Below are 24,106 nucleotides of genomic sequence, written 5' to 3' on the forward strand. Positions count from 1 at the left end.
GGAGGGCGGCCCTTGCGCCGCCCTCCCGGAGCGTTCAGCTGTCGAAGCCCAGGCCGAAACGGTCGAGGGTGCGCAGCCACAGATTGCGGTGCCCGGCGTTGGCGTCGGCCCGGGTGAGGGCCCACTGGGTGATGCCGATGCCGACCGAGCGGACCGGCTCCGGCGGGAACGGCAGCGGCTTGCGGCGGACCATCTCCAGCGCGGTGCGCTCGGTGCGTTCCCCGGCGAGCAGGTCGAGCATCACTTCGGCGCCGAACCGGGTGGCGCCGACGCCGAGACCGGTGAACCCGGCGGCGTAGGCGACCTTCCCGCGGTGGGACAGGTCGAAGAAGGCCGAGAACCGGGTGCAGGTGTCGATCGCGCCGCCCCAGGCGTGGGTGAAGCGCAGGCCCGCCAACTGCGGGAAGGTCCGGAAGAAGTGCCGGGCCAGGGTCGCGAAGGTCTCCGGCCGCTGGTCGCGCTCGGCGCTGACCCGGCCGCGGTACTGGTGGACGACGTCGTAGCCGCCGAACAGGATCCGGTTGTCGGCGGACAGTCGCACGTAGTGGAAGTGGTTGGCGCTGTCGGACCAGCCCTGCCGGTTCTGCCAGCCGACGGAGGCGAGTTGGGCGTCCGTCAGCGGTTCGGTCATCAGCGCGTAGTCGTAGACCGGGACGGTGTACGGCCGGTGGCGGCGCAGCAGCGACGGGAAGGCGTTGGTGGCGAGCGCGGCGCGGCGGGCGGTGATCCGGCCGTAGGGGGTGCGGACGGCCAGGCCGCCGGGGGTGTCGGCGAGGGCGGTGGCGGGCGTGTGCTCGTGGATGCGGACGCCGAGGTCGAGGCAGGCGCGCTTGAGGCCCCAGGCGAGGCGGGCCGGGTCGAGCATGGCGACGCCGTCGCGGTCCCAGAGGCCGCCGAGGAAGGTGGGGGAGTCGATCTCGGCGCGCACGGCGTCCCGGTCGAGGACGTCGAGGTGGCTGCCGTAGCGGGCCGCGAGCTCGGCGAACTCCCGCAGCTCGTCCACCTGGTGGGGCTCGGTGGCGACGCTGAGGGAGCCGCTGCGCTGCCAGTCGCAGTCGATGCCGTGGCGGCGGACGGTCTCCTGCATGGCGTCGAGGTTGCTCTGCCCGAGGCGTTCCAGGACGGCGAGTTCGCCGGGCCAGCGCTGGTGGCCGTTGGCCAGGCCGTGGGTGAGGCTGGCCTCGCAGAAGCCGCCGTTGCGGCCGGAGGCGGCCCAGCCGGCTTCGCGGCCCTCGATCAGCAGCACGTCCAGCGACGGGTCGCGCTCCTTGGCGATCAGCGCGGTCCACAGTCCGCTGTAGCCGCCGCCGACCACCAGCAGGTCGCAGCGGGTCTGGCCGACCAGGGCGGGTTCGGCCGCGGGCCGGTCGGGGGAGTCCAGCCAGAACGGTACGGGCTGGGCGTCCCGGAGGGCGTGGACGGGGTCGGCCATGGCGGCGCTCCTTCGGCGGTGCAGGGGGACGCCGGGCCCCGGAGCGGGGGTGTGGGGCCCGGATGCCGTCATCAGACCGTTCCCGGCCCACCAAGGTCAACCGTGTTGTCGTAAGGGCCCCGGGAGTGTCGCAGCGAGGAGGCGCGGATCTCCAGCCGCGTGGGCACCAGGGCGCCGGTGCTCTCGCGGCTGCCGCTCTCCAGGGCGGCGATCAGCAGCTCGATGCCCTTCTCGGCGACCGCGGCGGGCTGCAGGCTGAGCGTGCTGACGGCCGGCCGGGTGTGCTCGGCGGAGGACTCCTCGCTGGCGCACACCAGCAGCAGCTGCTCGGGCACGGCGAGGCCCGCGCGGCGCACCGCCTCCAGCACCAGCGGCGGGCCGGCCTCGGCCAGCACGAACAGCGCGTCCGGCGGCTCGGGCCCGGACAGCACGGCCTCGACGGCGGTGATCGCCGGGCCGTCGCCGGCCCCGTCGGTGCGGGCCTGGCGGGCCGTCAGTCCGCGCTCGTCGCACCAGCGGCGGTGGGTGTCGGCGGCCGCCCGGTGGAAACGGATGACGGTGCCGGGGAGGACCAGCGCGATTCGCCGGGCACCCTGCGCGTACAGGTGGTCGAGGACCTCGCGCACGGCCCCCTCGGTGTCCACGTCCACCCAGTGCGCGCCGGGGCGGCCCTCCACGGAGCGGTCGGTGAACAGCGGGATCCGGGCCGCGAGGAAGTCCTCGACCAGCGGGTCGCGGTCGACCGGGTCGGCGACGATGGCGGCGTCCAGCGGCAGGTCCGCCCACTCCTCGGGGCCGCACCGGGAGGGCAGCAGGACGAGCGCGTAGCCGTGCTCCAGGGCGGCCGCGGTGGTGGCGCTGGTCAGCCGGGCGAAGTACGGGGAGGTCAGGTACGTGCCGGGCTCGCCCGCGAACTCGCCGACCGCGTAGCCGATCAGCCGGGCGTGCCCGGCGCGCAGCAGCCGGGCGGTGGCGTTGGGCCGGTAGCCCAGCCGGCGGGCCGTCTCGCGGGCCCGGCGGCGCACCTCCTCGGACATCCGGCCGGTGCCGTTCAGTGCGGCGGAGACGGTGGTCTTGGACAGGCCGGACTCGCGGGCCACGTCGACCAGCCGGACACGGGGAAGGGGGCCCTCGGCGGGCCGCGCGGCGCTCATGGGCCGATGCTGCCAGCACCGGTGACGGTCCGTCACCCCCTCGGGCAGCGGCGGGCCTTCCGCGCCGTGACGAAACCGCACTCCCGAAACTCCTTGTGCGGGAACGTTCCCGCATCAATACTCCACAGCACCCACAGCCCCCACGACTCGGAAAGGGGTGGGTTCTTCCGTGCGCCTTCTGCCGCGCTCCCCCAGATCCGCCTCCGGAACCATCGCCCTGCTCGCCGCCGGCGCGCTGCTGCTGACGGCCTGTTCGGGCGCCACCGTCAAACCGGGTCCGCCCGCCTCCGCCGACGGGACGGGCTTCGCCACCACGGCGCTCACCCCACCGGGCAAAGGCGCCGTCGCCTCGTTCACCTGGTCGCTGTACGCGGAGCCGCAGAGCCTCGACTACGCGCTCGCCTACGACTACCCGCCGAACACCGTGCTCGCCAACGTCTGCGAGCAACTGCTGCGGGTCACCCCGGACATGAAGATCGAACCCGGGCTGGCCACCGGCTTCACCAACCCCGACCCGCGGACCTGGGTCTACACCCTGCGCGAGGGCGTGAAGTTCCACGACGGCTCGACGATGACCGCCGACGACGTGGTGGCCTCGCTCACCCGGCACCTGCTGCCCGCCACCGGCTCCGCCTGGGGCACCGCGTTCAAGAACGTGGTCGCCGTCAGCAAGACCGGGCCGATGCAGGTGACCATCACCCTCAGCAAGCCGGACGCGCTGCTCAACGAACTGCTCGCGGCCTCGCCCGGCACCGTGGAGAGCGCCGCGTACCTGGAGAAGGCCGGCAAGGACTACGGCAGCCCGTCCGGCGGCGTCGACTGCACCGGCCCCTACGCGATCGACCGCTGGACCCAGGGCGACAGCATCACGCTGCGCAAGAACCCCGACTACTGGGACACCGCGCTCACGCCGAAGGCCGACAAGGTCAAGTTCGTGTTCATCGGTGATTCGGCGGCCCGCGCCAACGGCTGGCTGTCCGGCGCCGTGGACGGCGGCTACATGGTGCCCTCCGCCTCCCTGGCCCAACTGGGCGGCACCGGCAAGGGCAAGGTGTACTTCGGCCCGAACACCGCCGCCGCCGACCTCGCGGTGCTCGACCTGCAGGGCACCCTGCGGGACCTGAAGGTCCGGCAGGCGCTGTCGCTGGCCATCGACCGGCCCGGCCTGATCAAGTCCGCGGCGGGCGGCGTCGGCGTCCCCGCCAAGGCGCCCGCGGCGCGCGACGCCTGGGGGCTCGCCCCGGAGCGCACCGCCGGGTACTTCTCCCAGCTGCCCGACCCCGTCCAGGACGTGGCCAAGGCCAAGCAGCTGATCGCGGAGGCCGGGGCCGGCGGCAAGCACCTGGTGATGGCGACCAGCTCGCTGGCCCCGGAGATCAGCGTCGTCGGCAACGCCGTGCAGGCCGCCGGACGCGAGATCGGCCTCGACGTCGAACTGCGGCCGGTCGCGCCCGACGCCTACACCGCCCTGTTCACCGACCCCGGCGCCCGGGCCGGCATCGACCTGGTGGTCACCAACGGCTACGACAACACCCCCGACCCGCTGGAGTTCTACCAGTCGCTGCGCACCGGCGACTTCGCCAACTACGCGGGCTGGTCCGACCCCGAGTACGACAGCCTGTTCGACCAGGCCGTCGGCACCACCGACCCGGCCGCCCGCGCCGACCTCACCGCCCGGCTCCAGCAGATCGCGGTGCGCGAACTGCCCAGCATCCCGCTGTACGAGGCCCCGTTCTCGGTGTTCCTCGGCAGCCGGATCACCGGCGCGCCCGCCGGCATCGCCCAGCTGTACTACCCGTGGGCCGCGACGATCGGCGCCGCCCGCTGATGGCCCGCTACCTGTTCGGCCGGGTCCTCGCGCTGGCCGCGGTGCTGCTGGCGACCTCCTTCCTGGTCTTCAGCGCCGTGCACCTCGCCCCCGGGGACCCGGTGTCCTTCCTGCTCAAGGGCCACCCGGCCACCCCCGAGGCGCGGGCCGCGATCGCCGCCCAGTACCACCTCGACGACCCGTTCCTGGTGCAGTACGGCAAGTGGCTGGGCGGCGCGCTGCACGGCGACTTCGGCCGGTCCGTGCAATTCCGGCAGGACGTCGGCGAGTTGATCGCCTCCCGACTGCCCGGTACCGGGCTGCTGATCGGCTACGCGGCCGTCCTGGTGTGCGTCGGCGGCGTGTCGGTCGGCGCGCTCGCCGCGCTGCGACCCGGCCCGATCGACCGGCTGGTGCTGCTCGGCACCGGTGTCGCCACCGCCACCCCGCCGTTCGTCAGCGCGATCGGCCTGGTGTCGCTGTTCGCCGTCCAGCTCCACTGGTTCCCCGGACCGGGCTCGCAGGGCGGCGGCCTCGGCGACCGGCTGTACCACCTGACCCTGCCCGCCTTCGCGCTCGCCGTCACGCTGGCCGGCCTGCTGGCCCGGGTCACCCGCTCCGCGATGCTGGACGAACTCGGCCGCGACCACGTCGAGGTGGCCCGCTCCCGCGGGGTGCCGGAGCGGCAGGTGATCCGCCGCCACGTGCTGCGCGGCGCGCTCGGCCCGATCGTCACCGTCGGCGGCACCACGCTGGCCGGGCTGCTGGTGTCCACCTCGATCGTGGAGACCGCCTTCAACACCACCGGCGTCGGCTCGCTGCTGGTGCAGTCCGTCACCGCCAAGGACCTGCCCGTGGTCCAGGCCGTCACCCTGCTGACGGTGCTCGGCTTCGGACTGGTCAACCTCGGCGTCGACCTGCTCGGGCCGCTGGTCGATCCGCGCACCGCCCGGGGAGGCGCCGCATGACCACCGCCGCACTGACCGCACCGGTCCGCCGGCCGCTGCTGCGCCGGCTGCGCTCGCTGGGCGGCGGGCCGCTGTTCACCGCTTCCGCGGCGCTGCTGGTCCTGCTGGTGCTGGTCGCCCTGCTCGCCCCGGTGCTCGCTCCGCACGATCCGAACGCCGTCGACCTGCGTAACCCGCTGGCCGGCTCCAGCGTCGACCACCTGCTCGGCACCGACCAGTCCGGCCGCGACGTGCTGTCCCGGCTGCTGTACGGCGCCCGCACCGGACTGCTCGGGCCGCTGCTGGTGATCGCCCTGTCGACCGCCGCCGGCGCGCTGCTCGGTACGGTCGCCGGCTGGTGCGGCGGCTGGGCCGACATGCTGCTCTCGCGCTCGCTCGACCTGGTGTTCGCCGTCCCCGGTCTGCTGCTCGCCGTCATGTTCGTCACCGTCTCCGGACCGGGCATGACCGCACCCGTGATCGCCATGGCGGTGGCCTACACGCCGTACGTCGGACGCCTGGTGCGCGGGCTGGCCCAGCAGGAGAAGGCCCGGCCCTACCTGGAGTCCTACCGGGTGCAGGGCTGGTCCGGGTGGAGCATCTGCCTGCGCCACCTGCTGCCCAACCTCGCCCCGACCGTCCTCGCCCAGTCCGCGATCAACTTCGGCTACGCGCTGATGGACCTCGCCGCGCTCTCCTTCCTCGGCTTCGGCGTCCAACCGCCCGCCGCCGACTGGGGCGCGATGATCAACGAAGGCGAGTCCGCCCTCCAGCAGGGCGCCATGATGCCCGCCCTCGCGCCCTCCGGGTGCCTGGTGCTGGCCGTGGTCGCCTTCGGGATCGTCGGCGAGGGCATCGCCGACCGGCTCGCCCGACGGGAGAACTGACATGACAGCCCCGCACCTGCTGGAGTTCGACGCCCTGACCGTCGCACTCCCCGGCGGCCGCGCCGCCCGCCCGCTGCTCGACGGCGTCGGCCTGCACGTCGACGCCGGGGAGACCGTCGGACTGGTCGGCGAATCCGGCTCCGGCAAATCCGTCGCCTGCCGCACCGTCCTCGGCCTGCTGCCCGAGAAGGCCACCGCCACCGGCCGGGTCCTGGTCGGCGGACGCGACGTGCTCACCCTGGACGCGGCCGCGCTGCGCGAGGTGCGCAGACGCCGGGTCGCCATGGTGTTCCAGGACCCGCGCGCCGCCGTCAACCCGCTGCACCGGATCGGCGGCTTCCTCACCGAGGGCCTGCGCGCGGCCGGCACCCCGGCGGGCGCCGCCCGCGCCCGCGCCGAGGAACTGCTCGCCGCGGTCGGCATCCCCGACCCGGCCGCCGCCCTGCACCGCCGCCCCCACGAGTTCTCCGGCGGCATGCTGCAACGCGTGGTGATCGCCGCCGCGCTCGCCGGAGAGCCCGAACTGCTGCTCGCCGACGAGCCCACCACCGCGCTGGACGTCACCACCCAGGCCGAGGTGATCTCCGTCCTCACCAGGCTGCAGCGGCGGCGCGGCACCGGGATGCTGTTCGTCACCCACGACCTGGAACTCGCCGCCGCCGTCTGCGACCGCATCTACGTCATGTACGCCGGACGGATCGTCGAGACCCGCCGCACCGAGGAGCTGTTCGCCCGCCCGCGGCACCCCTACACCGCCGGGCTGATCGCCTGCACGCCCCGGATCGAACCGGGCGCGCCACCGCCGCGGCCCGTCCCCGGCCGGCCGCTGTCGCTCGCCGAGGCCCCCACCGGGTGTGCCTTCGCCGACCGCTGCGCGCTGGCCGAACCCCGCTGCCGCACCGAGAAACCCGCGCTGCTCCCGTACGGCGACGGCCTGGCCGCCTGCCTGCGCGCCGACGAAGGGATCCTGCCGTGACCACTGGACTCGTCGTGCACGGGCTGCGCAAACGTTTCGCCGACCGGTGGGCGGTCGACGGAGTGTCCTTCGCGCTGGAGCCGGGCGGCGCGCTCGGCGTGGTCGGCGAATCGGGCTGCGGCAAGAGCACCACCGCCCGGATGCTGGTCGGCCTGGAACGGCCCGACGGCGGCACCGTCCACCTCGACGGCGCGGACCGGCTGGTCCGCCCGCGCGGCCGGGCCGCCCGGCTGGCGCACGCCCGCGGCGTCCAACTGGTGTTCCAGGACCCGTACCTGTCGCTCGACCCGCGCATCCCGGTCGGCGAGGCCGTCCGGGAGGTGCTGCGCCTGCACGGCGGCGGGCGGTCCGACACCCGCGTCGCGGAACTGCTCGACCAGGTCGGGCTCGGCCCCCGCGAGGCCGCCGCGCTGCCCCGCGCCCTGTCCGGCGGCCAGCGCCAACGTGTCGCCGTCGCCCGGGCGCTGGCCGCCCGGCCGAAGGTGCTGGTGCTGGACGAGGCGGTCGCCGCACTCGACGTGTCGATCCAGGCGCAGATCCTCGACCTGCTCGCCGGGATCCGCCGCGAGAGCGGCATCGCGCTGCTGTTCGTCAGCCACGACCTGGCGGTGGTGCGCCACCTCACCGAGCGGGTCGTGGTGCTCCGGCACGGCCGGGTGGTCGAATCCGGCCCCACCGGGCAGGTGCTGACGGACCCTGCGCACGCGTACACCAGGCTGCTGCTGGACTCGGTGCCGCACCGCGGCTGGGACCCGGACCGGATCGCCGAGGACCGCCGCAGGCTCACCGCCGAAGAGTCCGCACCGGCCTGACGGAGCAGGGACGCGAGTGGGTGCGGAACCAGGGGCGCGGGGAACTGCGCGAAGGGGAACGGGACTTCGGAAAGATCCGGAGCCTCACAGTGCTCGAATCCTGGTTCCGGCCCACCCCGGAGGGTGCACGCCCGGGGGCCGCGCCCCGGGCCGTCAGGCGCCCGGCAGCGGCCCGCCGGTGCTCGACAGGGCGCGGTACAGCCGGTCGAGGTAGCGGCGCAGGTGCGCGGGCATGTCCACCGCCTGCGGGTCGAGCACCCACTGGAGCTGCAACCCGTCCATCACGGCGAGCAGTTCGCGCGCCAGGGCGGGGCAGTCCGTGTCGGCGCGCAGCTCCCCGCTGTCCACGCCGCGGTGCAGCGACTGCGCGGCGTCGGCGGACAGAGTGCGGTAGCGGCGGGCGAAGAAGGCGTGCGCCGGGTGCTCCGGGTCGCCGGACTCTCCGGCCAGGGCGTTGAACATCCGGGTGCGCTCGGGCCGGCGGGCGTTGTACGCGGCCAGGTCGACCAGGCGGTGGAACCACTCGGCGACGCTCGCGCACTCCTCGGCGAAGAACCGCTCGATGTCGTGCTCGTCACTGGCCTCCAGCACCGAGACCAGCAGCGCCTCCTTGGTGCGGAAGTGGTGCAGCAGGCCGCCCTGGGTCAGCCCGGCGTCCTTGGCGATCCGGGCCAGCGAGGTGCCGCGGAAGCCGAGTTGGGCGAAGTGCGCGACGGCGGTGTCCAGAATGCGGGTGCGGCGCTCGTCGCCGACCGCGTAGCTGCCGCGGCGGGCCGGCTCGTGCTTCACGTCCATGGCTGCCACCTTAGGGCCTGTCCGGCCGATCTTGCCGGGCGCGCGACGCCGGATCATCCCGCCTGGAAGCACCGGCAAACCATCCAAGTACACCCAGTACGAGGACGGTTCGCCGGCACTCCCAGCCGGGCGCCCGACGCCGCGCGCTGATCCGACAAGATCGACCGGACAGGCCCTAGCCAACCCTCCACGGAGCCCCACCCGGTGTGACCCAGGTCACAAAATGAATACCTACTGACCACTCGGTTTTCGTGCTTTGCTGGTCCGGCCCCGCCGCCGTGCCCGATCGGGCCGGACGGCCACCTGACGTGCCGCCCGTTCGCCGTGCCGCACCGCGTGCGGGGCACCCCCACCCTTCACCCTCCCGCCGCACGGGACCGTGGCCACCCCAGGAGGCCGGTCATGACCACCGCCGACGACGCCGTCGACCACCCGAGAGCCGCCGGCGCCGACCGGGCCCTGCTGCCGATGCTCACCCTCGGCAACTCCGCGCTGTACCTGGTCTACCTCGGGGTGGGCGGCGTCTTGCTGCCCGCCCAGATCGAACTGCTCGACCCGGACGGCAAGGTCGGCAGCCTCGGCCTGGTCTCCGGCGTCGCCGCCGTGTTCGCCACCCTGTTCAACCCGCTCGCCGGGCTGCTCTCCGACCGCTCCGGGCGCCGCAACCCGTGGATCCTCGGCGGCGGCCTCGCCTCCTTCGGCGCGCTCGCCCTGCTCGGCCAGGTCCGCACCATCCTGCTGGTCACCCTGGTCTGGTGCCTGGTGCAGGCCACCATGAACTGCTTCCAGGCCGCCATCACCGCCGTGGTTCCCGACCGGGTGCCCGCCGAACGACGCGGAGTGGCCTCCGCGATGGTCGGCATCGGCACCCCGATCGGCTCGGTGGTCGGCATCCTGCTCGCCGCCCACTTCGTCCCCGACTCGCTCGACACCGGCTACCTGCTGATCGGCGCCGTCATGGCGCTGGCCGCCGTGCTGTTCACCGCACTGGTCCGCGAAGAGCGCCCGACGAAGACCGAACCCGTCCCGCTGCGCCGCCAACTCGCCGCGTTCGCCGAGACCTTGAAGGTCGCCGACTTCCGCTGGGCGTTCATCGGCCGGTTCCTGATGATGCTCGGCTTCTTCGCCGTCTCGCTGTTCCAGTTCTACATCCTGCAGGACCACATCCGGCTCCCCGACGGCATGGACGCCCCCGGCGCCCAGACCTACCTCGCCCCGGTGGACGCGGTCTCCACGCTCGCCGCCACCGTCCTCGGCGGCTGGCTGTCCGACCGGCTCGGCCGCCGCAAGCCGCTGATCGCCATCTCGTGTGTGCTGGCCTCCGCCACCATGGCCGTCCCCGTCCTGATGCCCACCTGGACCGGCATCCTGCTGTACACCGTGCTCGCCGGGATCGCGTTCGGCTGCTACATGGCCGTGGACACCGCCCTGGTCACCCAGGTGCTGCCGAGCGCCGCCGACGCCGCCCGCGACCTGGGAGTGCTGAACATCGCCAACGCCGGCCCGCAGATCCTGGCCCCGCTGGTCGCCTCCGCGGTGGTCAGCCTGGCCGGCTACGACGCGCTCTACCTGGCCGGAGCCTTGATCATCCTGGGCGGCGCGCTCGCCGTCGTCCCGATCCGCGGCGTCCGCTGACCGCCCCTCACCCCCTTCATCGGAGAAACACCATGCACCACACCGTCCTCCCCTACCAGGACCCCGTCCGGCCGGTGGACGAACGCGTCGAGGACCTGCTCGGCCGGATGACGCCGCAGGAGAAGGCCGGCCTGATGTTCCACACCATGCTGCCGATGCACGCCGACGGCCGGCCCGTGGAGGACGGCGACGACAGCGACTTCCCCGCCGACACCACCGGCCTGATCCGGGACCAGGGCCTGAGCCACTTCAACCTGGTGGGCACCGCCGAGCCGCGCCGGATCGCCGAATGGCACAACGCCGTCCAGGAGATCGCCCACGGCACCCGGCTCGGCATCCCGGTCACCCTCTCCACCGACCCCCGCCACTCCTTCACCGCCAACATCGGCGCCTCGATCCGGGCCGGCGCGTTCTCCGCCTGGCCCGAGCCGATCGGCCTGGCCGCCGTCCGCGACCCCGAACTGGTGCGCCGCTTCGCCGACATCGCCCGCCGCGAGTACCTCGCCGTAGGCCTGCGGGTCGCCCTGCACCCGCAGCTCGACCTCGCCACCGAACCGCGCTGGTCGCGGCAGACCGGCACCTTCGGCTCCGACGCCGCCCTCACCGCCGAACTCGCCGAGGCGTACATCCGCGGCCTCCAGAGCGAGCGGCTCGGCCCGGACAGCGTGGCCGCCATGGTCAAGCACTTCCCCGGCGGCGGGCCGCAGAAGGACGGCGAGGACCCGCACTTCCCGCACGGCAAGGAGCAGGTCTACCCCGGCGGGATGCGCGAGCTGCACCTCGCCCCGTTCCGTGCCGCCGTCGCGGCCGGCGCCGCCCAGATGATGCCCTACTACGGGCAGCCGATCGGCACCGACTGGGAGGAGGTCGGATTCGGCTTCAACCGCGACGTGGTCACCGGCCTGCTGCGCGAAGAGCTCGGCTTCCAGGGCATCGTGTGCACCGACTGGGGCCTGCTCAACGACGACGAGATCTTCGGCGAGCCGCACCGCGCCCGCGCCTGGGGCGTCGAACACCTCACCCCGGCCGAACGCGCCGCCAAGGCGCTCGACGCCGGCGTCGACCAGTTCGGCGGCGAGGAGTGCCCCGAACTGCTGCTCGCCCTGCTGCACGACGGGCGGATCACCGAGGCGCGGCTCGACACCTCGGTGCGACGGCTGCTGCGGGAGAAGTTCGTCCTCGGCCTGTTCGACGAGCGGCGGTACGTGGACCCCGACGCCGCCGAACTGATCGTCGGCAACCCGGAGTTCCGCGCCGAGGGGGCCGCGGCGCAGCGCCGCTCGCTGACCGTCCTGGTCAACCGCGACGCCACCCTGCCCGTCACCCGTCCGGCGCCCCGCCTCTACACCGAGGGCCTGGACGCGGCCGTCGTCGCCCGGTACGGCCGGGCCGTCCAGGACCCGGCCGAGGCCGACCTCGCCGTGCTGCGCCTGTACACGCCGTACGAGCAGCGCCCGAACCGCTTCGAGTCGCTGTTCCACTCCGGGCACCTGGACTTCCCGGCGGACGAACTCGCCCGGATCCTCGCCGTCCTGGACGCCGTGCCGACCGTCGTGCTGATCAACCTGGAACGGCCGGCCGTGCTCCCCGAGATCGCCGAGCGCGCGCACGCCCTGGTCGCCGACTACGGCGCGCAGGACGACGCCCTGCTCGACGTGGTGTTCGGCCGGGCCCGCCCCGAGGGCCGGCTGCCGTTCGAACTGCCGCGCTCGATGGCCGCCGTGGCGGCCTCCCGCCCCGACGTGCCCAACGACACCGCCGACCCGGTCTTCGCGTTCGGCCACGGGCTCGACCTGTGACCCGCGGACAGAGAGGAAACCTCACGTGAGACGCACCGCCCGCCGCCTGCTCGCCGCCGCCACCGCCGCCTGCACCCTGGCCGTGACCGGTTCCGCCGCCGCCGCGCCCGACGCCCCCGCACCGGCCGTCCGGCCGCTGGCGGGCCTGCGGGTGCTGCTCACCAACGACGACTCGATGCGGGCCGCCAAGGCCTCGCAGTCCGACGGCCTCGGCCTGTACGAGCTGCGCCGCGCCCTGTGCGCGGCCGGCGCGGACGTGGTGGTGATGGCGCCCTGGCAGGTCCAGTCCGGCAAGGGCACCGCGGTCAGCAACAGCGGCACGCTGGCGCTGGCCCGCCGCGCCGAGCTGCCCGCCGGGTACGGCGCGGACTGCGCCGCCGCCCCGTCCGGCGGGGCCGTGTACGGGGTCTGCCTGGACGACGCGTGCCGGCCCGGCAGCCCCTCCGCCACCCCCGTGGACACCGTGCACCTGGCCCTGCGGGCCGCCCTCGCGGACCGGACCGGCTGGTCCGGCGGGCCCGACCTGGTGGTCTCCGGCATCAACTCCGGGGCCAACGTCAGCGCCCAGGTCAACGACTCCGGCACGGTCGGCGCGGCGCTCGCCGCCGTCGACGACGGCGTTCCGGCGCTCGCCTTCTCCACCACCGGCGACGACAGTGGCGAGTACTTCCCGACCGCGGACTACCGGGCCACCGCCGACTACGCCGCCCGGCTGATCGCCGGCCTGCGCGGACACGACCTGCTCAGCCGCACGTTCGCCCTCAAGGTGGACTACCCGGACATCACCGCCGGCCGCCCCGCCGGGCCCGCCCGGTGGACCTCCGTCGGCCACGGCCGGGAGGTCTGGCACGCCTACGAGCCGACCACCGGCGGCGCCTACGCCATCGGCCTCGGCTGGTGCGAGCACCGGCCCGGTGACCGCTGCACCGAGACCGTGCCGGACGCCGACGCCACCGCGCTGCTGCGCGACAACCGGATCTCCGTCACCCCCGTCACCCCCGACCGCACCTACGGCGCGCGCCCGGCCGATCCGGCCGAGCTCAACCGCGTCCGCCACTACGTCGAACACCAGGGGCCCACCCCGTGACCCGTCCAGGAGCAGAACAGATGACCGTCGTCCCCACCCGCAGCGGCCCGGTGCGCGGCGAGCGCCGCGCCGACGGGAGCGCGTGCTTCCTCGGCATCCCGTACGCCAAACCCCCCGTCGGGGCGCTGCGGTTCGCCGCGCCCGTGGCGCCCGAGCCGTGGAGCGAGGTGCTCGACGCCACCGCGTACGGGCCGACCGCGCAGCGGCGGCCGTTCGCCGAGGTCACCACCATCCCCGAGCCGACGATCCCCGGTGCGGGCACCCTCAACCTGAACGTCTTCACCCCCGCCGCCGACCCGTCGGCGGGCCTGCCGGTGCTGGTGTGGATCCACGGCGGCGGCTACGTCGCGGGCAGCGCCGCCAGCCCCTGGTACGACGGCGCGGCGTTCAACCGGGACGGCGTGGTGCTGGTCACGGTCGGCTACCGGCTCGGCGTCGAGGGTTTCCTGCACCTGCCGGACGCGCCCGACAACCGGGGCGTACGGGACTGGGTCGCCGCCCTGGAGTGGGTCCGCGACAACATCGCCGGCTTCGGTGGCGACCCCGCGAAGGTCACCGTCGCCGGGCAGTCGGCGGGCGGCGGCGCGGTGCAGACCCTGCTGGCGGTGCCCGCGGCGCGCGGGCTGCTGCGCGCCGCGATCTCCGCCTCCGGTGCGGTGCTCGAACCCGACGCCCCGGCCGTCGCCCGGGCGTTGGCCGAGCGCACCGGAGCGGTGCTCACCGCCGAAGCCCTCCAGGACGCGAGCGACGAGCAGCTGCTCGCGCTCCAGGACGCGCTGGGCGACGACGGCGACTCGCTGCTGGCCCTCGCCCCGTGCGTGGACGGCGAGTTGGTGACCCGCCCGGTGGCCGAGGCGGTCGCCGAGTCCGAGGTGCCGCTGCTGCTCGGCTTCACCGCGCACGAGTTCGCCGCGCCCGGGCCTGCCGCACCGGGCGGCCCGGAGGTGGACGCGATGCTCGCCGCGCTCGGCCTGGACCCGGAGCGCGCCGCCCGGTTCCACGCCGAGAACCCGGGGGCCGGTTCGGGTGAGGTGCTCACCGACTGGCTGTTCCGGGCCCCCGCGCTGGCCCACGCCGAGGCCCGGGTCGCTCTCGGGCGCCCCACCTGGCTCTACCAGTTCGAGTGGACCGGCAGCGCCCCCGGCCGCGCCGGTCAGGCCTACCACTGCACCGATCTGCCGTTCGCCTTCGACGCGCTGGCCGCCGAAGGCGTCGAGGAGGCCCTCGGTGCCCGGCCCCCGCAGGCCCTCGCCGACGCGGTGCACACCGCCTGGGTGGCCTTCGTCCGGGAGCTCGACCCGGCCTGGCCGCCCTACCGCGACGGCCGCGCCACCATGCGGTGGGGCGCCGAGGCCCGGGTCGAGCACGACCCGCTGCGCGCCGTCCGGGAGATCTGGGCCGGCTGACCCGTCAGGGGGTGGGTTCGGCGAGGTGGCGCAGCAGGGTGAGGAGGGTCGCGCGGTCGGCGGCGTCGAGGGGGTGCAGCAGGTCGTCGGTGACCCGGCGGCTGTCGGCGTCGGCCGTGCGCAGCAGCTCGCGGCCGGCTTCGGTGAGCACCACGATGCGGTTGCGGCGGTCGGCGGGGTCGGCCCGGCGTTCGGTCAGGCCGAGGCGCTGGAGGTCGTCGAGCAGGGTGACGACGGCGCTCGGGTCGTAGCCGAGGCGGTCGGCGAGTTCGCGCTGGCGGGCGCCGTCGACGGTGGCCAGGTAGCGCAGGATCGCGTGGTGGCGCAGACGCAGGCCGTGCTGTTCGAGGGCGGCGTTGAACAGGCTGCCGGCCCGTTGGCCGAGCCGGTACAGCAGGTATCCGGCGTCGGTCTGCAGGCTGTGCATCCAGGGGGCGTCACTCATGGGGCCCATCATGCCCGGAAATCTGGGTCCTCAGCAATCATTGACAAGAGCAATCATTGTTCTTAGCTTCAATGGCCATGAGCCACGAATCCTCCGCCACCCCGGCCAAGCCCCTCGACCTCACCGGCAAGGTCGCCGTCGTCACCGGCAGCGGGCGCGGCCTCGGCCTCGCCTACGCCACCGCCCTCGCCCACGCCGGCGCCGCCGTCGTGATCAACGACCTGGACGCCGACACCGCCGAGCAGGCCGCCGCCACCATCCGGGACGCCGGCGGCCGGGCGGTCGCCCAGGCCGCCGCGGTCGGCACCACCGAAGCCGCCCAACTGCTGGTGGACCGGGCCGTCGAAGCCTTCGGGCGGCTCGACGTGATGGTCACCAACGCGGGCATCCTGCGCGACAAGGTGCTCTGGAAGATGACCGACGACGACTTCGACGCCGTCATCGCCACCCACCTGCGCGGCACCTTCACCTGCGCCCGCGCCGCCGCCGTCCGGATGCGCGAGCAGGGCGACGGCGGCCGGCTGATCATGATCGGCTCCCCGGCCGGACAGCGTGGCAACTTCGGGCAGACCAACTACGCCGCCGCCAAGGCCGGCATCGCCGCCATGGTGCGCACCTGGTCGATGGAGCTCGGCCGGGCCGGCATCACCGTCAACGCCGTCGTCCCGGTCGCCGCCACCGCGATGACCGAGACGATCCCCGCCTTCGCCCCCTACATCGAGGCGATGAAGCAGGGCGCGCCGCTGCCGGACTTCCTGCGCAAGGGCGAGGGCTTCGGCACCGCCGAGGACTGCGCCGCGCTGCTGCCCTTCCTCGCCTCGGACGCCGCCGCCGGCATCACCGGCCAGTGCATCGGCATCGGCGGCGACAAGCTCGCCCTGTGGTCGCACCCGCAGGAAGTGGCGACCGCGTACGCCGACGGCGGCTGGAGCCCCGAGGCGATCGCCGCCGTCTGGGCCGGCTCGGTCGGCCGCGAACCGCAGAGCGTCGGCATCCCCGCCCCGGTCGTCCCCGCCCCGGTCGTCCCCGCGAGCGCGAAGTGAACCTCGCCGAGCTGACCGCGATCGACGTCCACACCCATGCCGAGGTCTCCGCGCACGGCCACGCCTCGCTGGACGAGGAACTGAACGACGCCTCCAGCGGCTACTTCAAGGTGGCCGGCGACCGCAAGCCCACCGTCGCCGAGATGGCCGCGTACTACCGGGAGCGGAAGATGGCCGCCGTGGTGTTCACGGTCGACGCCGAACACGCCACCGGACGCCCGCCCGTCCCCAACGAGGAGATCGCCGAGGCCGCCGCCGCCAACGCCGACGTGCTGATCCCGTTCGCCTCGATCGACCCGTTCCGCGGCAAGGCGGGCGTCCGCCAGGCCCGGCGCCTGGTCGAGGAGTACGGCGTCAAGGGCTTCAAGTTCCACCCGAGCATCCAGGCCTTCTTCCCCAACGACCGGCTCGCCTACCCGCTGTACGAGCTGATCGAGGAGACCGGCACCGTCGCGCTGTTCCACACCGGCCAGACCGGCATCGGCGCGGGCGTCCCCGGCGGCGGCGGGATCCGGCTCAAGTACGCCAACCCGATGCACGTGGACGACGTGGCAGCCGACTTCCCGCACCTGAAGATCATCCTCGCCCACCCGTCCTTCCCCTGGCAGGACGAGGCGCTCGCCGTCGCCACCCACAAACCCGGCGTGCACATCGACCTCTCCGGCTGGTCCCCGAAGTACTTCCCGCCGCAACTGGTGCAGTACGCCAACACGCTGCTCAAGGACAAGGTGCTGTTCGGCTCCGACTACCCGGTCCTCACCCCCGACCGCTGGCTCGCCGACTTCGCGAAGCTGCCGATCAAGGAAGAGGTCCGGCCGAAGATCCTCAAGGACAACGCCGCCCGGCTGCTCGGGCTGAGCTGAAAGGGCCCCAACCGCCCATGCGCAACGAGGGAATCGGCTCCTGGCCCGCCCGCCGGGCCCGGAAGACCCCGCACCGCACCGCACTCGTCCACCACGGACACACCGTCAGCTACGCCCAGCTGGCCGACCGCACCACCCGCCTCGCCCAGGCCCTGCGCGCCGCCGGACTGCGCCGCGGCGACCGGGTGGCGTACCTGGGGCCCAACCACCCCGCCTTCCTGGAGACCCTGTTCGCCACCGGCCTGCTCGGCGCGGTCTTCGTCCCGCTGAACACCCGGCTCGCCGCACCCGAGATCGCCTATCAGCTGACGGACAGCGGGGCGAAGGCGCTGATCCACGCCCCCGACTGCGCGGGCCTGGTGGGCGCCGGCCCGTCGCTGACGGTGCAGGTCGGCCCCGCCTACGAGGCTCTGCTGACCGCCGATCCCACCCCGATCGACGAGCCGGTGACGCTCGACGACACCTGCATCATCATGTACACCTCGGGCACCACCGGCCGTCCCAAGGGCGCCGTGCTCACCCACGGCAACCTGACCTGGAACGCGTACAACGTGCTGGTGGACGTGGACCTGACCGCCGACGACCGGGCCCTGGTCAGCGCGCCGCTGTTCCATACGGCCGGCCTCAACATGCTCACCCTGCCGGTCCTGCTCAAGGGCGGCACCTGCCACCTGGTGGAGTCCTTCGACCCCGCCGCGACGCTGGAGATCATCGAACGCGAGCGGATCAGCTACCTGTTCGGCGTGCCGACCATGTACCACCTGATCGCCGCTCAGGAACGCTGGGAGAGCGCGGACCTGAGCAGCCTGCGGGTCCTCAACTGCGGCGGCGCCCCCGTGCCGACCACGCTGATCGACACCTACCTGCGGCGCGGCCTGGCCTTCCTCCAGGGCTACGGCATGACGGAGACCGCACCCGGCGTGCTCTTCCTGGACGCCGAACACGCCGCCGCCAAGGCCGGCAGCGCGGGCGTCCCGCACTTCTTCACCGACGTGCGGCTGCTCACCCCCGACGGCCGGCCGGCCGCGCCGGGCGAGATCGGCGAACTCCTGGTCCACGGGCCCAACGTCGGCCCCGGCTACTGGGGTCTGCCCGAGGCCACCGCGCAGTCCTTCCACGACGGCTGGTTCCGCAGCGGCGACGCCGCCCGGGCCGACGCCGACGGCTACGTCACCATCGCCGACCGGCTCAAGGACATGTACATCTCCGGCGGCGAGAACGTCTACCCCGCCGAGGTGGAGGACGCCCTGCTCGCCCTGCCCGGCGTCGCCGAGTGCGCCGTCTACGGCGTCCCCGACGCCAAGTGGGGCGAAGTCGGTCGGGCCGTGGTGGTCCCCGAGGCCGGGGCGGACCTCGACCCGGCGGCGCTGCTTGCCGCGCTGAGCGGGGTGCTCGCCAAGTACAAGCTCCCCCGATCCGTGGTGCTCGCGCAGGAACTGCCGCGCACCGCCTCCGGAAAGATCCTCAAGCACCGGCTCCGTGCCCGGCACGGCAGCTGAACCCACCGAAAGGCAACACCCATGGCACTCACCGTCAACGGCCTCGACGAGCTGAAGTCGCTGGCCGGCGCCGACCTCGGCACCAGCCGCTGGCTGGAGGTCACCCAGCAGCGCATCGACACCTTCGCGGACGCCACCGACGACCACCAGTGGATCCACACCGACCCCGAGCGGGCAGCCGCCGGCCCGTTCGGCGCCCCCATCGCGCACGGCTACCTGACGCTGTCGCTGTTCATCCCGCTGTTCACCGAACTGCTGGAGGTCGAGGGCGTCACCACCAAGGTCAACTACGGCCTGAACAAGGTCCGCTTCCCCTCGCCGGTCAAGGTCGGCTCCCGCATCCGCCTGCTCGCCCGCCTCGCCGAGGTCGAGGAGGTGCCGGGCGGGGTGCAGATCACCGTCGACGGCACGGTGGAGATCGAGGGCGCCACCAAGCCGGCCGCGGTGCTGCAGAGCGTCTCCCGGTTCTACGCCTGACCAACGAAAATGACGAGGCGTCGGGACCGAAACAGATGGTGGTCCCGACGCCTCGTCAATTGTTCTCGTCAGACGCCGAGCTGCCGCTCCAGGGCCGCCAGGGTGCGGTAGCAGGGCAGTACCTGGGCGAGCGAGGCGTTGGGTTCGCGGCCCTCGCGGATGGCCGCGACGAACTCGCGGTCCTGGAGTTCGATGCCGTCCAGGGAGACGTCGACTCCGCTGACGTCGACGGGCTCGTCCGCGCCGGTGAACAGGTCGTCGTAGCGGGCGAGGTAGGTGCCGGTGTCGCCGATGTAGCGGAAGAACGTGCCCAGCGGGCCGTCGTTGTTGAAGGAGAGCGAGAGGGTGCAGATCGCGCCGCTCGCCGTCTTCAGCTGGATCGACATGTCCATCGCGATGCCCAGCTCCGGGTGGACCGGCCCCTGGATCGCGTTGGCCTGCACGATGGGCGAACCGGTCTGGTAGGCGAACAGGTCGACGGTGTGCGCGGCGTGGTGCCACAGCAGGTGGTCGGTCCAACTGCGTGCCTGGCCGAGGGCGTTGAGGTTGGTGCGGCGGAAGAAGTAGGTCTGCACGTCGAGTTGCTGGATCGCGAACTCGCCCGCCGTGATCCGCCGGCGCACCCACTGGTGGCTGGGGTTGAACCGGCGGGTGTGCCCGGCCATCGCCACCAGCCCGGTGCGCTCCGCCTCGGCCACGCACGCCTCGGCGTCCGGCAGCGAGGCGGCGACCGGGATCTCCACCTGCACGTGCTTGCCCGCCGCCAGGCAGGCCTGGGTCTGCGCGGCGTGCAGCGGCGTCGGCGTGGCCAGGATCACCGCGTCCACGTCGTCCATCGCCAGGACCTCGTCCAGGCTGCCGGCGGCCCGGTCGACGCCCTGCTCGGCGGCGAACCTGCGGGAGCTCTCCGGGGAGGAGGAGACCACGGCGGCCAGCTCCACGCCCTCGATCCGGCGCAGGGCCGCCGCGTGCTTGGCGCCGAACGCGCCGCCGCCGGCCAGGGCGATCCGCAGGGGCTGCTGGGTGGTCATCTCAGTTCTCCTCGAGGCGGGGGTGGTTGTTCAGGATCAGGTGGCCGACGGCGGTGTTGGACGCCGGCACGTGGTAGAAGCGGTGTTCGACGTCGACCCGGCCGCCGTCGTCGACGTCGCTCAGCGCGCCGCGGGCGATCAGCCACATCACCAGCTCGATGCCCTCCGAGCCGGCCTCCTCGACGTACTCCAGGTGCGGCACCCGGGCCAGGCCCGCCGGGTCGGCGACCAGCCGGTCCAGGAACGCGTTGTCCCACTCCCGGTTGATCAACCCGGCGCGCGGGCCCTGGAGTTGGTGGCTCATCCCGCCGGTGCCCCAGACCTGCACGTTCAGCGGCCGCGGGTAGGACTCGATCGCCCGGCGCAGCGCCCGCCCGAGCGCGAAGCAGCGCGCCCCGGACGGCACCGGGTACTGCACCACGTTGACGTGGAGCGGGATCACCCGGCACGGCCACCGCTCCACGTCGCCGAACATCAGCGACAGCGGCACCGTCAGCCCGTGGTCGACGGGCATCTCGTTGGCCAGTGTCAGGTCGAAGTCGTCCCGGATCAGGCAGTGCGCGAGGTGCGCGGCCAGCTCCGGGTCGCCCTCGATGCCCGGCACCGGGCGCGGGCCGTAGCCCTCGTCGGCGGTCGGGTAGGCGGCGCCGGTGCCCAGCACGAACGTCGGGATCAGCGAGAGGTCGAAGGCGCTGGCGTGGTCGTTGTAGACCAGGATCACCACGTCGGGGACGTTCTCCCGGGCCCACTGCCGGGAGTGCTCGTACCCGGCGAACACCGGCTGCCAGTAAGGCTCTTCGGTCTTTCCGTGGTCCATCGCCGCGCCGATCGCCGGGACGTGCGAGGTGAACACGGCGGCCGAGACGGCGGCGTGTGCCGCGGTCGGCGACTGGTCGGCGTGGGCGGCCTCCAGTACCGCGCGGTCGATCCGGTTGCCGGGGAGGGAGGCCGAGCGGCCGCCGGAGACCATCATGTCCCGGTACTCCTGCTCGGTCATGCCGGTCATCGAGCCCGCCATCTGCTGGAACGAGAACCCCAGCGTGGCACCCCACTTGGCGAGGAAGTAGATGTTCCCGCCCTCGCGCATCGCCGCGTTCAGGTCCCGGTCGAGCAGCGCCTGCTTCTGTGCCTCGCGCAGCGGCCAGGCGTCCAGGTAGCCGCGCTCGTCGGCCAGGTACGCGGCCCGGTTCTCGGCCGTCATCAGCGACATGCAGAACTGGTTGAGGTGGTAGCCCTTTGCGGACTGGTCGGCGTCGAAGATGGTGGTCCCGGGGACGAGCCGGTACGTGCGGTCGACTGCCATGGTCGTCAACTCCCTTCCGGGGAAGGCCAGTAGAGGCGGTTCGGGTTGTCGACCAGCAGCCGCCGGCGCAGCTCCTCGGTCGGGGCGATGTGCGGGAGGAAGTCGACCAGCAGGCCGTCGTCCGGCATGTGGTCCTTCAGATTGGGGTGCGGCCAGTCGGTGCCCCACAGCACCCGGTCGGGGAACTCCTCGACCACCCGGCGGGCGAACGGCACCACGTCCCGGTAGGCGTCCCGTTCGCCGTCCAGGGCCGGCGGGCCGGTGAGCGACAGGCGCTCCGGGCAGCTCACCTTGCACCAGATGTCCTCCCGGGCGCGCAGGAAGGAGAGGAACCCGGCGAACTCCGGGCCGTCCGGGTCCTTGGAGACGTCCGGCCGGCCCAGGTGGTCGATCACCAGCGGCACCGGAATGGAGAGGAAGAACTCGCGCAGCTCCGCCAGGTCGGCCGCCTCGAAGTACAGCACCACGTGCCAGCCCAGCGGGGCGATCCGCTCCACCACGTCCCACAGCTCGGCGCGGGGCGTCACGTCGACCAGGCGGCGCACGAAGTTGAACCGCACCCCGCGCACGCCGGCCGCGTGCAGCTCCCGCAGCTCGGCGTCGCTCACCCCCGGCCTGACGGTGGCCACGCCGCGGGCCCGGCCGCCGGAGCGGTGCAGGGCGTCCAGCAGGGCGCGGTTGTCGGCGCCGTGACAGGTCGCCTGGACGATCACGTTGCGGGCGAAGCCCAGGTGGTCGCGGAGGGCGAACAGCTGCTCGGCGGAGGCGTCGCACGGCGTGTACTTGCGCTCCGGCGCGTACGGGAACTGCGCGGCGGGGCCGAACACGTGGCAGTGCGCGTCCACCGCGCCGGCCGGGAGGGCGAGCGCCGGACGGGTGGGGGAGGGGTGCCAGTCCAGCCAGCCGGGGGTCTTCTGCTGATCGGTCGTCATGGCTCAGTCCTCGTAGCGCAGTCCGAGCGCGGCCAGCGGGCCGCGCATGCCGTACATGTCCAGGCCCAGCTCGCCCGAGCGCAGCCGCTCGCGCTTGCCCGCCTCGGCCGCCTCCCGCCGGGCGGAGGCCTCGGCGACCTCGGCGGCCCGCTCGCGCGGCACCACCACCACGCCGTCGGCGTCCGCCAGCACCACGTCGCCCGGGCGCACCGGCGCGTTGGCGCACACCACCGGCACGTTGACCGAACCGAGGGTCGCCTTCACCGTGCCCCGCGCGTTGATCGCCCGGGAGAACACCGGGAAGTCCATCGCCGCGAGGTCCGCGACGTCCCGCACGCCGCCGTCGATCACCAGGCCCGCGCAGCCCCGGGAACGGAACGAGGTCGCCAGCAGCTCGCCGAAGAACCCGTCCTCGCTCTCGGTCGTGCAGGCCGCCACCACCACGTCGCCGGGCCGGATCTGCTCCGCCGCGACGTGCAGCATCCAGTTGTCGCCGGGCTGGAGCAGCACCGTGACCGCCGGGCCGCACAGCCGCGCCGACGGGTACACCGGCCGCAGGTAGGGGCGGGTCAGGCCGGTGCGGCCCATCGCCTCGTGGACGGTCGCCGTGCCGAACGCCGACAGCGCGGCCACCGCGGCCGCATCGGGCCGTTCGATCGTGGTGCGGACGACACCGAGTTCGGTGTGCATGTGCATCGCTCCTGGGGGTCAGCGGCCGGACGCGGCGAGGCGGGCGGCCAGTCGGGGGTGGACGCGCAGCGCGTTGCCGGCGTACACGGCCGCCCGCTGCTCGTCGGAGAGCCGGTCGGTGGCGTCCACGTACCGCCGGGTGTCGTCGAAGTGGTGGCCCGTCAGCGGGTCGATCCCGCGCACCGCGCCGATCATCTCGCTGGCGAACAGCACGCCCTCGGACGGGACGACGGACGTCAGCAGGTCGATGCCCGGCCGGTGGTAGACACAGGTGTCGAAGAAGACGTTGCGGCCCAGCAGGTCCTCCGGCCGCGGCCCGCCGAGGGCCTGCGCCAGCCCGCGGAACCGGCCCCAGTGGTAGGGCACCGCGCCGCCGCCGTGCGGAATGACGAACCGCAGCGTCGGGAAGTCCGCGAACAGGTCGCCCTGGAGCAGCTGCATGAACGCGGTGGTGTCCGCGTTCAGGTAGTGCGCGCCGGTGGTGTGGAACGCCGGGTTGCACGAGGTGCTGACGTGGATCATGGCCGGCACGTCGTACTCCACCAGCGCCTCGTACAGCGGGTACCAGGACCGGTCGGTCAGCGGCGGGGCCGTCCAACGCCCGCCCGAGGGATCGGGGTTGAGGTTCACCGAGACGGCGCCCAGCTCTTCCACCGCGCGCCGCAGCTCCGGCAGGCAGGTCGCCGGGTCGACGCCGGGGGACTGCGGCAGCATCGCGCCCATCGCGAAGCGCCGGGGGTAGAGCGTGCTGACCCGGTGCACCAGGTCGTTGCAGATCCGCGCCCAGGCGGCGGACACCGCGAAGTCGCCGAGGTGGTGCGCCATGAAGCTGGCCCGCGGCGAGAACACCGTCAGGTCGGTGCCGCGCTCGTCCATCAGCCGCAGCTGGTTCGGCTCGATCGCCGCCCGCAGGTCGTCGTCCGAGATCCGCAGCCCGGCCGGGTCGGGCGCGTCGGACGGCGAGTCGAGGGCGGCGAGCTGGCGCTCGCGCCAGGCGGCGAGCTGCGGCGGGGCAGTGGTGAAATGGCCGTGGCAGTCGATGATCACGTGAAGGTCCTTTTTCGATGGGGCGTCAGCGGTCCGGGC

22 protein-coding genes are annotated in these 24,106 nt (G+C 73.6%); 13 read left to right on the forward strand and 9 right to left on the reverse strand.

Annotation, left to right across the window (positions count from 1 at the left end; all coding sequences use genetic code 11):
- Positions 1–34: 34 nt before the first annotated feature.
- Both ACFYST_RS13365 and ACFYST_RS13370 read right to left on the reverse strand, forming a co-directional pair.
- The gene (locus tag ACFYST_RS13365; RefSeq protein WP_387861804.1) at positions 35–1,432 is read right to left on the reverse strand and encodes an NAD(P)/FAD-dependent oxidoreductase; all 1,398 of its coding nucleotides are present in this window, start codon (positions 1,430–1,432) and stop codon (positions 35–37) included.
- A gap of 71 nt (positions 1,433–1,503) precedes the next feature.
- Complete coding sequence (locus ACFYST_RS13370; RefSeq protein WP_387861806.1) at positions 1,504–2,586, reverse strand: LacI family DNA-binding transcriptional regulator; 1,083 nt, start codon at positions 2,584–2,586, stop codon at positions 1,504–1,506.
- 169 nt (positions 2,587–2,755) lie between these two features.
- On the opposite strand from ACFYST_RS13370, the gene ACFYST_RS13375 reads away from it, so the two are divergent.
- Genes ACFYST_RS13375 through ACFYST_RS13395 form a run of 5 tightly spaced genes read left to right on the forward strand, consistent with a single transcriptional unit; the run spans position 2,756 to position 8,015 of the window.
- Positions 2,756–4,414, forward strand: a complete 1,659-nt coding sequence (locus ACFYST_RS13375) for an ABC transporter substrate-binding protein (RefSeq protein ID WP_387861807.1) — start codon at positions 2,756–2,758, stop codon at positions 4,412–4,414.
- Positions 4,414–5,361 (forward strand): ABC transporter permease, encoded by a 948-nt coding sequence (locus tag ACFYST_RS13380; RefSeq protein WP_387861940.1) that lies wholly within the window; start codon positions 4,414–4,416, stop codon positions 5,359–5,361. Before ACFYST_RS13375 ends, ACFYST_RS13380 begins: the two co-directional genes overlap by 1 nt.
- Entirely contained in the window at positions 5,358–6,227 is an 870-nt protein-coding gene (locus ACFYST_RS13385; RefSeq protein ID WP_387642762.1) for an ABC transporter permease, read from the forward strand. Before ACFYST_RS13380 ends, ACFYST_RS13385 begins: the two co-directional genes overlap by 4 nt.
- Before the next feature lies 1 nt (position 6,228).
- Positions 6,229–7,203: an ABC transporter ATP-binding protein gene (locus ACFYST_RS13390; protein WP_387861809.1), complete on the forward strand. Its 975-nt coding sequence runs from the start codon at positions 6,229–6,231 to the stop codon at positions 7,201–7,203.
- Positions 7,200–8,015, forward strand: coding sequence for an ABC transporter ATP-binding protein (locus ACFYST_RS13395; protein WP_387642760.1), 816 nt, complete (start codon positions 7,200–7,202; stop codon positions 8,013–8,015). The genes ACFYST_RS13390 and ACFYST_RS13395 overlap by 4 nt, the downstream gene beginning before the upstream one ends.
- A gap of 153 nt (positions 8,016–8,168) precedes the next feature.
- On the opposite strand, the gene ACFYST_RS13400 is transcribed toward ACFYST_RS13395, so the two are convergent.
- Positions 8,169–8,810, reverse strand: coding sequence for a TetR/AcrR family transcriptional regulator (locus tag ACFYST_RS13400; RefSeq protein WP_387861811.1), 642 nt, complete (start codon positions 8,808–8,810; stop codon positions 8,169–8,171).
- 402 nt (positions 8,811–9,212) lie between these two features.
- Between ACFYST_RS13400 and ACFYST_RS13405 the strand changes: the two genes are divergently transcribed.
- The 4 genes from ACFYST_RS13405 to ACFYST_RS13420 are packed head-to-tail and all read left to right on the forward strand — an operon-like array spanning position 9,213 to position 14,737.
- Positions 9,213–10,445, forward strand: a complete 1,233-nt coding sequence (locus tag ACFYST_RS13405; protein WP_387861813.1) for an MFS transporter — start codon at positions 9,213–9,215, stop codon at positions 10,443–10,445.
- A gap of 32 nt (positions 10,446–10,477) precedes the next feature.
- The gene (locus tag ACFYST_RS13410) at positions 10,478–12,244 is read left to right on the forward strand and encodes a glycoside hydrolase family 3 protein (RefSeq protein WP_387861815.1); all 1,767 of its coding nucleotides are present in this window, start codon (positions 10,478–10,480) and stop codon (positions 12,242–12,244) included.
- Between the two features lie 25 nt (positions 12,245–12,269).
- Complete coding sequence (surE, locus tag ACFYST_RS13415; RefSeq protein WP_387861817.1) at positions 12,270–13,331, forward strand: 5'/3'-nucleotidase SurE; 1,062 nt, start codon at positions 12,270–12,272, stop codon at positions 13,329–13,331.
- Positions 13,332–13,351: 20 nt separating this feature from the next.
- The gene (locus ACFYST_RS13420; protein ID WP_387861818.1) at positions 13,352–14,737 is read left to right on the forward strand and encodes a carboxylesterase/lipase family protein; all 1,386 of its coding nucleotides are present in this window, start codon (positions 13,352–13,354) and stop codon (positions 14,735–14,737) included.
- Positions 14,738–14,741: 4 nt separating this feature from the next.
- On the opposite strand, the gene ACFYST_RS13425 is transcribed toward ACFYST_RS13420, so the two are convergent.
- Positions 14,742–15,182 carry a MarR family winged helix-turn-helix transcriptional regulator gene (locus tag ACFYST_RS13425; RefSeq protein ID WP_387861820.1) on the reverse strand — a complete coding sequence of 147 codons (441 nt, stop codon included), beginning with the start codon at positions 15,180–15,182 and terminating at the stop codon, positions 14,742–14,744.
- Positions 15,183–15,259: 77 nt separating this feature from the next.
- Here ACFYST_RS13425 and ACFYST_RS13430 point away from each other — a divergent pair, with 77 nt between their 5' ends.
- Genes ACFYST_RS13430 through ACFYST_RS13445 form a run of 4 tightly spaced genes read left to right on the forward strand, consistent with a single transcriptional unit; the run spans position 15,260 to position 19,064 of the window.
- Positions 15,260–16,225: an SDR family NAD(P)-dependent oxidoreductase gene (locus ACFYST_RS13430; RefSeq protein ID WP_387861822.1), complete on the forward strand. Its 966-nt coding sequence runs from the start codon at positions 15,260–15,262 to the stop codon at positions 16,223–16,225.
- Positions 16,222–17,088 carry an amidohydrolase family protein gene (locus ACFYST_RS13435; RefSeq protein ID WP_387861824.1) on the forward strand — a complete coding sequence of 289 codons (867 nt, stop codon included), beginning with the start codon at positions 16,222–16,224 and terminating at the stop codon, positions 17,086–17,088. Before ACFYST_RS13430 ends, ACFYST_RS13435 begins: the two co-directional genes overlap by 4 nt.
- A gap of 17 nt (positions 17,089–17,105) precedes the next feature.
- Positions 17,106–18,587, forward strand: coding sequence for a long-chain fatty acid--CoA ligase (locus tag ACFYST_RS13440; RefSeq protein ID WP_387861826.1), 1,482 nt, complete (start codon positions 17,106–17,108; stop codon positions 18,585–18,587).
- A gap of 21 nt (positions 18,588–18,608) precedes the next feature.
- A complete protein-coding gene (locus ACFYST_RS13445; RefSeq protein ID WP_387642750.1) occupies positions 18,609–19,064 on the forward strand; it encodes a MaoC family dehydratase in 456 nt (151 codons plus the stop codon).
- A 68-nt stretch (positions 19,065–19,132) separates the two neighbouring features.
- Here the strand turns inward: ACFYST_RS13445 and ACFYST_RS13450 are convergent, their stop codons facing one another.
- Genes ACFYST_RS13450 through ACFYST_RS13470 form a run of 5 tightly spaced genes read right to left on the reverse strand, consistent with a single transcriptional unit; the run spans position 19,133 to position 24,067 of the window.
- Complete coding sequence (locus ACFYST_RS13450; RefSeq protein WP_387861828.1) at positions 19,133–20,095, reverse strand: Gfo/Idh/MocA family oxidoreductase; 963 nt, start codon at positions 20,093–20,095, stop codon at positions 19,133–19,135.
- A gap of 1 nt (position 20,096) precedes the next feature.
- A complete protein-coding gene (ligA, locus tag ACFYST_RS13455; protein WP_387861830.1) occupies positions 20,097–21,398 on the reverse strand; it encodes a protocatechuate 4,5-dioxygenase subunit alpha in 1,302 nt (433 codons plus the stop codon).
- 5 nt (positions 21,399–21,403) lie between these two features.
- A complete protein-coding gene (locus ACFYST_RS13460) occupies positions 21,404–22,330 on the reverse strand; it encodes an amidohydrolase family protein (RefSeq protein WP_387861832.1) in 927 nt (308 codons plus the stop codon).
- A 3-nt stretch (positions 22,331–22,333) separates the two neighbouring features.
- Complete coding sequence (gene ligK / locus ACFYST_RS13465; RefSeq protein WP_387861834.1) at positions 22,334–23,020, reverse strand: 4-carboxy-4-hydroxy-2-oxoadipate aldolase/oxaloacetate decarboxylase; 687 nt, start codon at positions 23,018–23,020, stop codon at positions 22,334–22,336.
- A gap of 18 nt (positions 23,021–23,038) precedes the next feature.
- A complete protein-coding gene (locus ACFYST_RS13470; protein WP_387642743.1) occupies positions 23,039–24,067 on the reverse strand; it encodes an amidohydrolase family protein in 1,029 nt (342 codons plus the stop codon).
- Positions 24,068–24,106 lie beyond the last annotated feature (39 nt).

This window comes from Kitasatospora sp. NPDC004614, from assembly GCF_042873675.1.
Taxonomy (GTDB): domain Bacteria; phylum Actinomycetota; class Actinomycetes; order Streptomycetales; family Streptomycetaceae; genus Kitasatospora.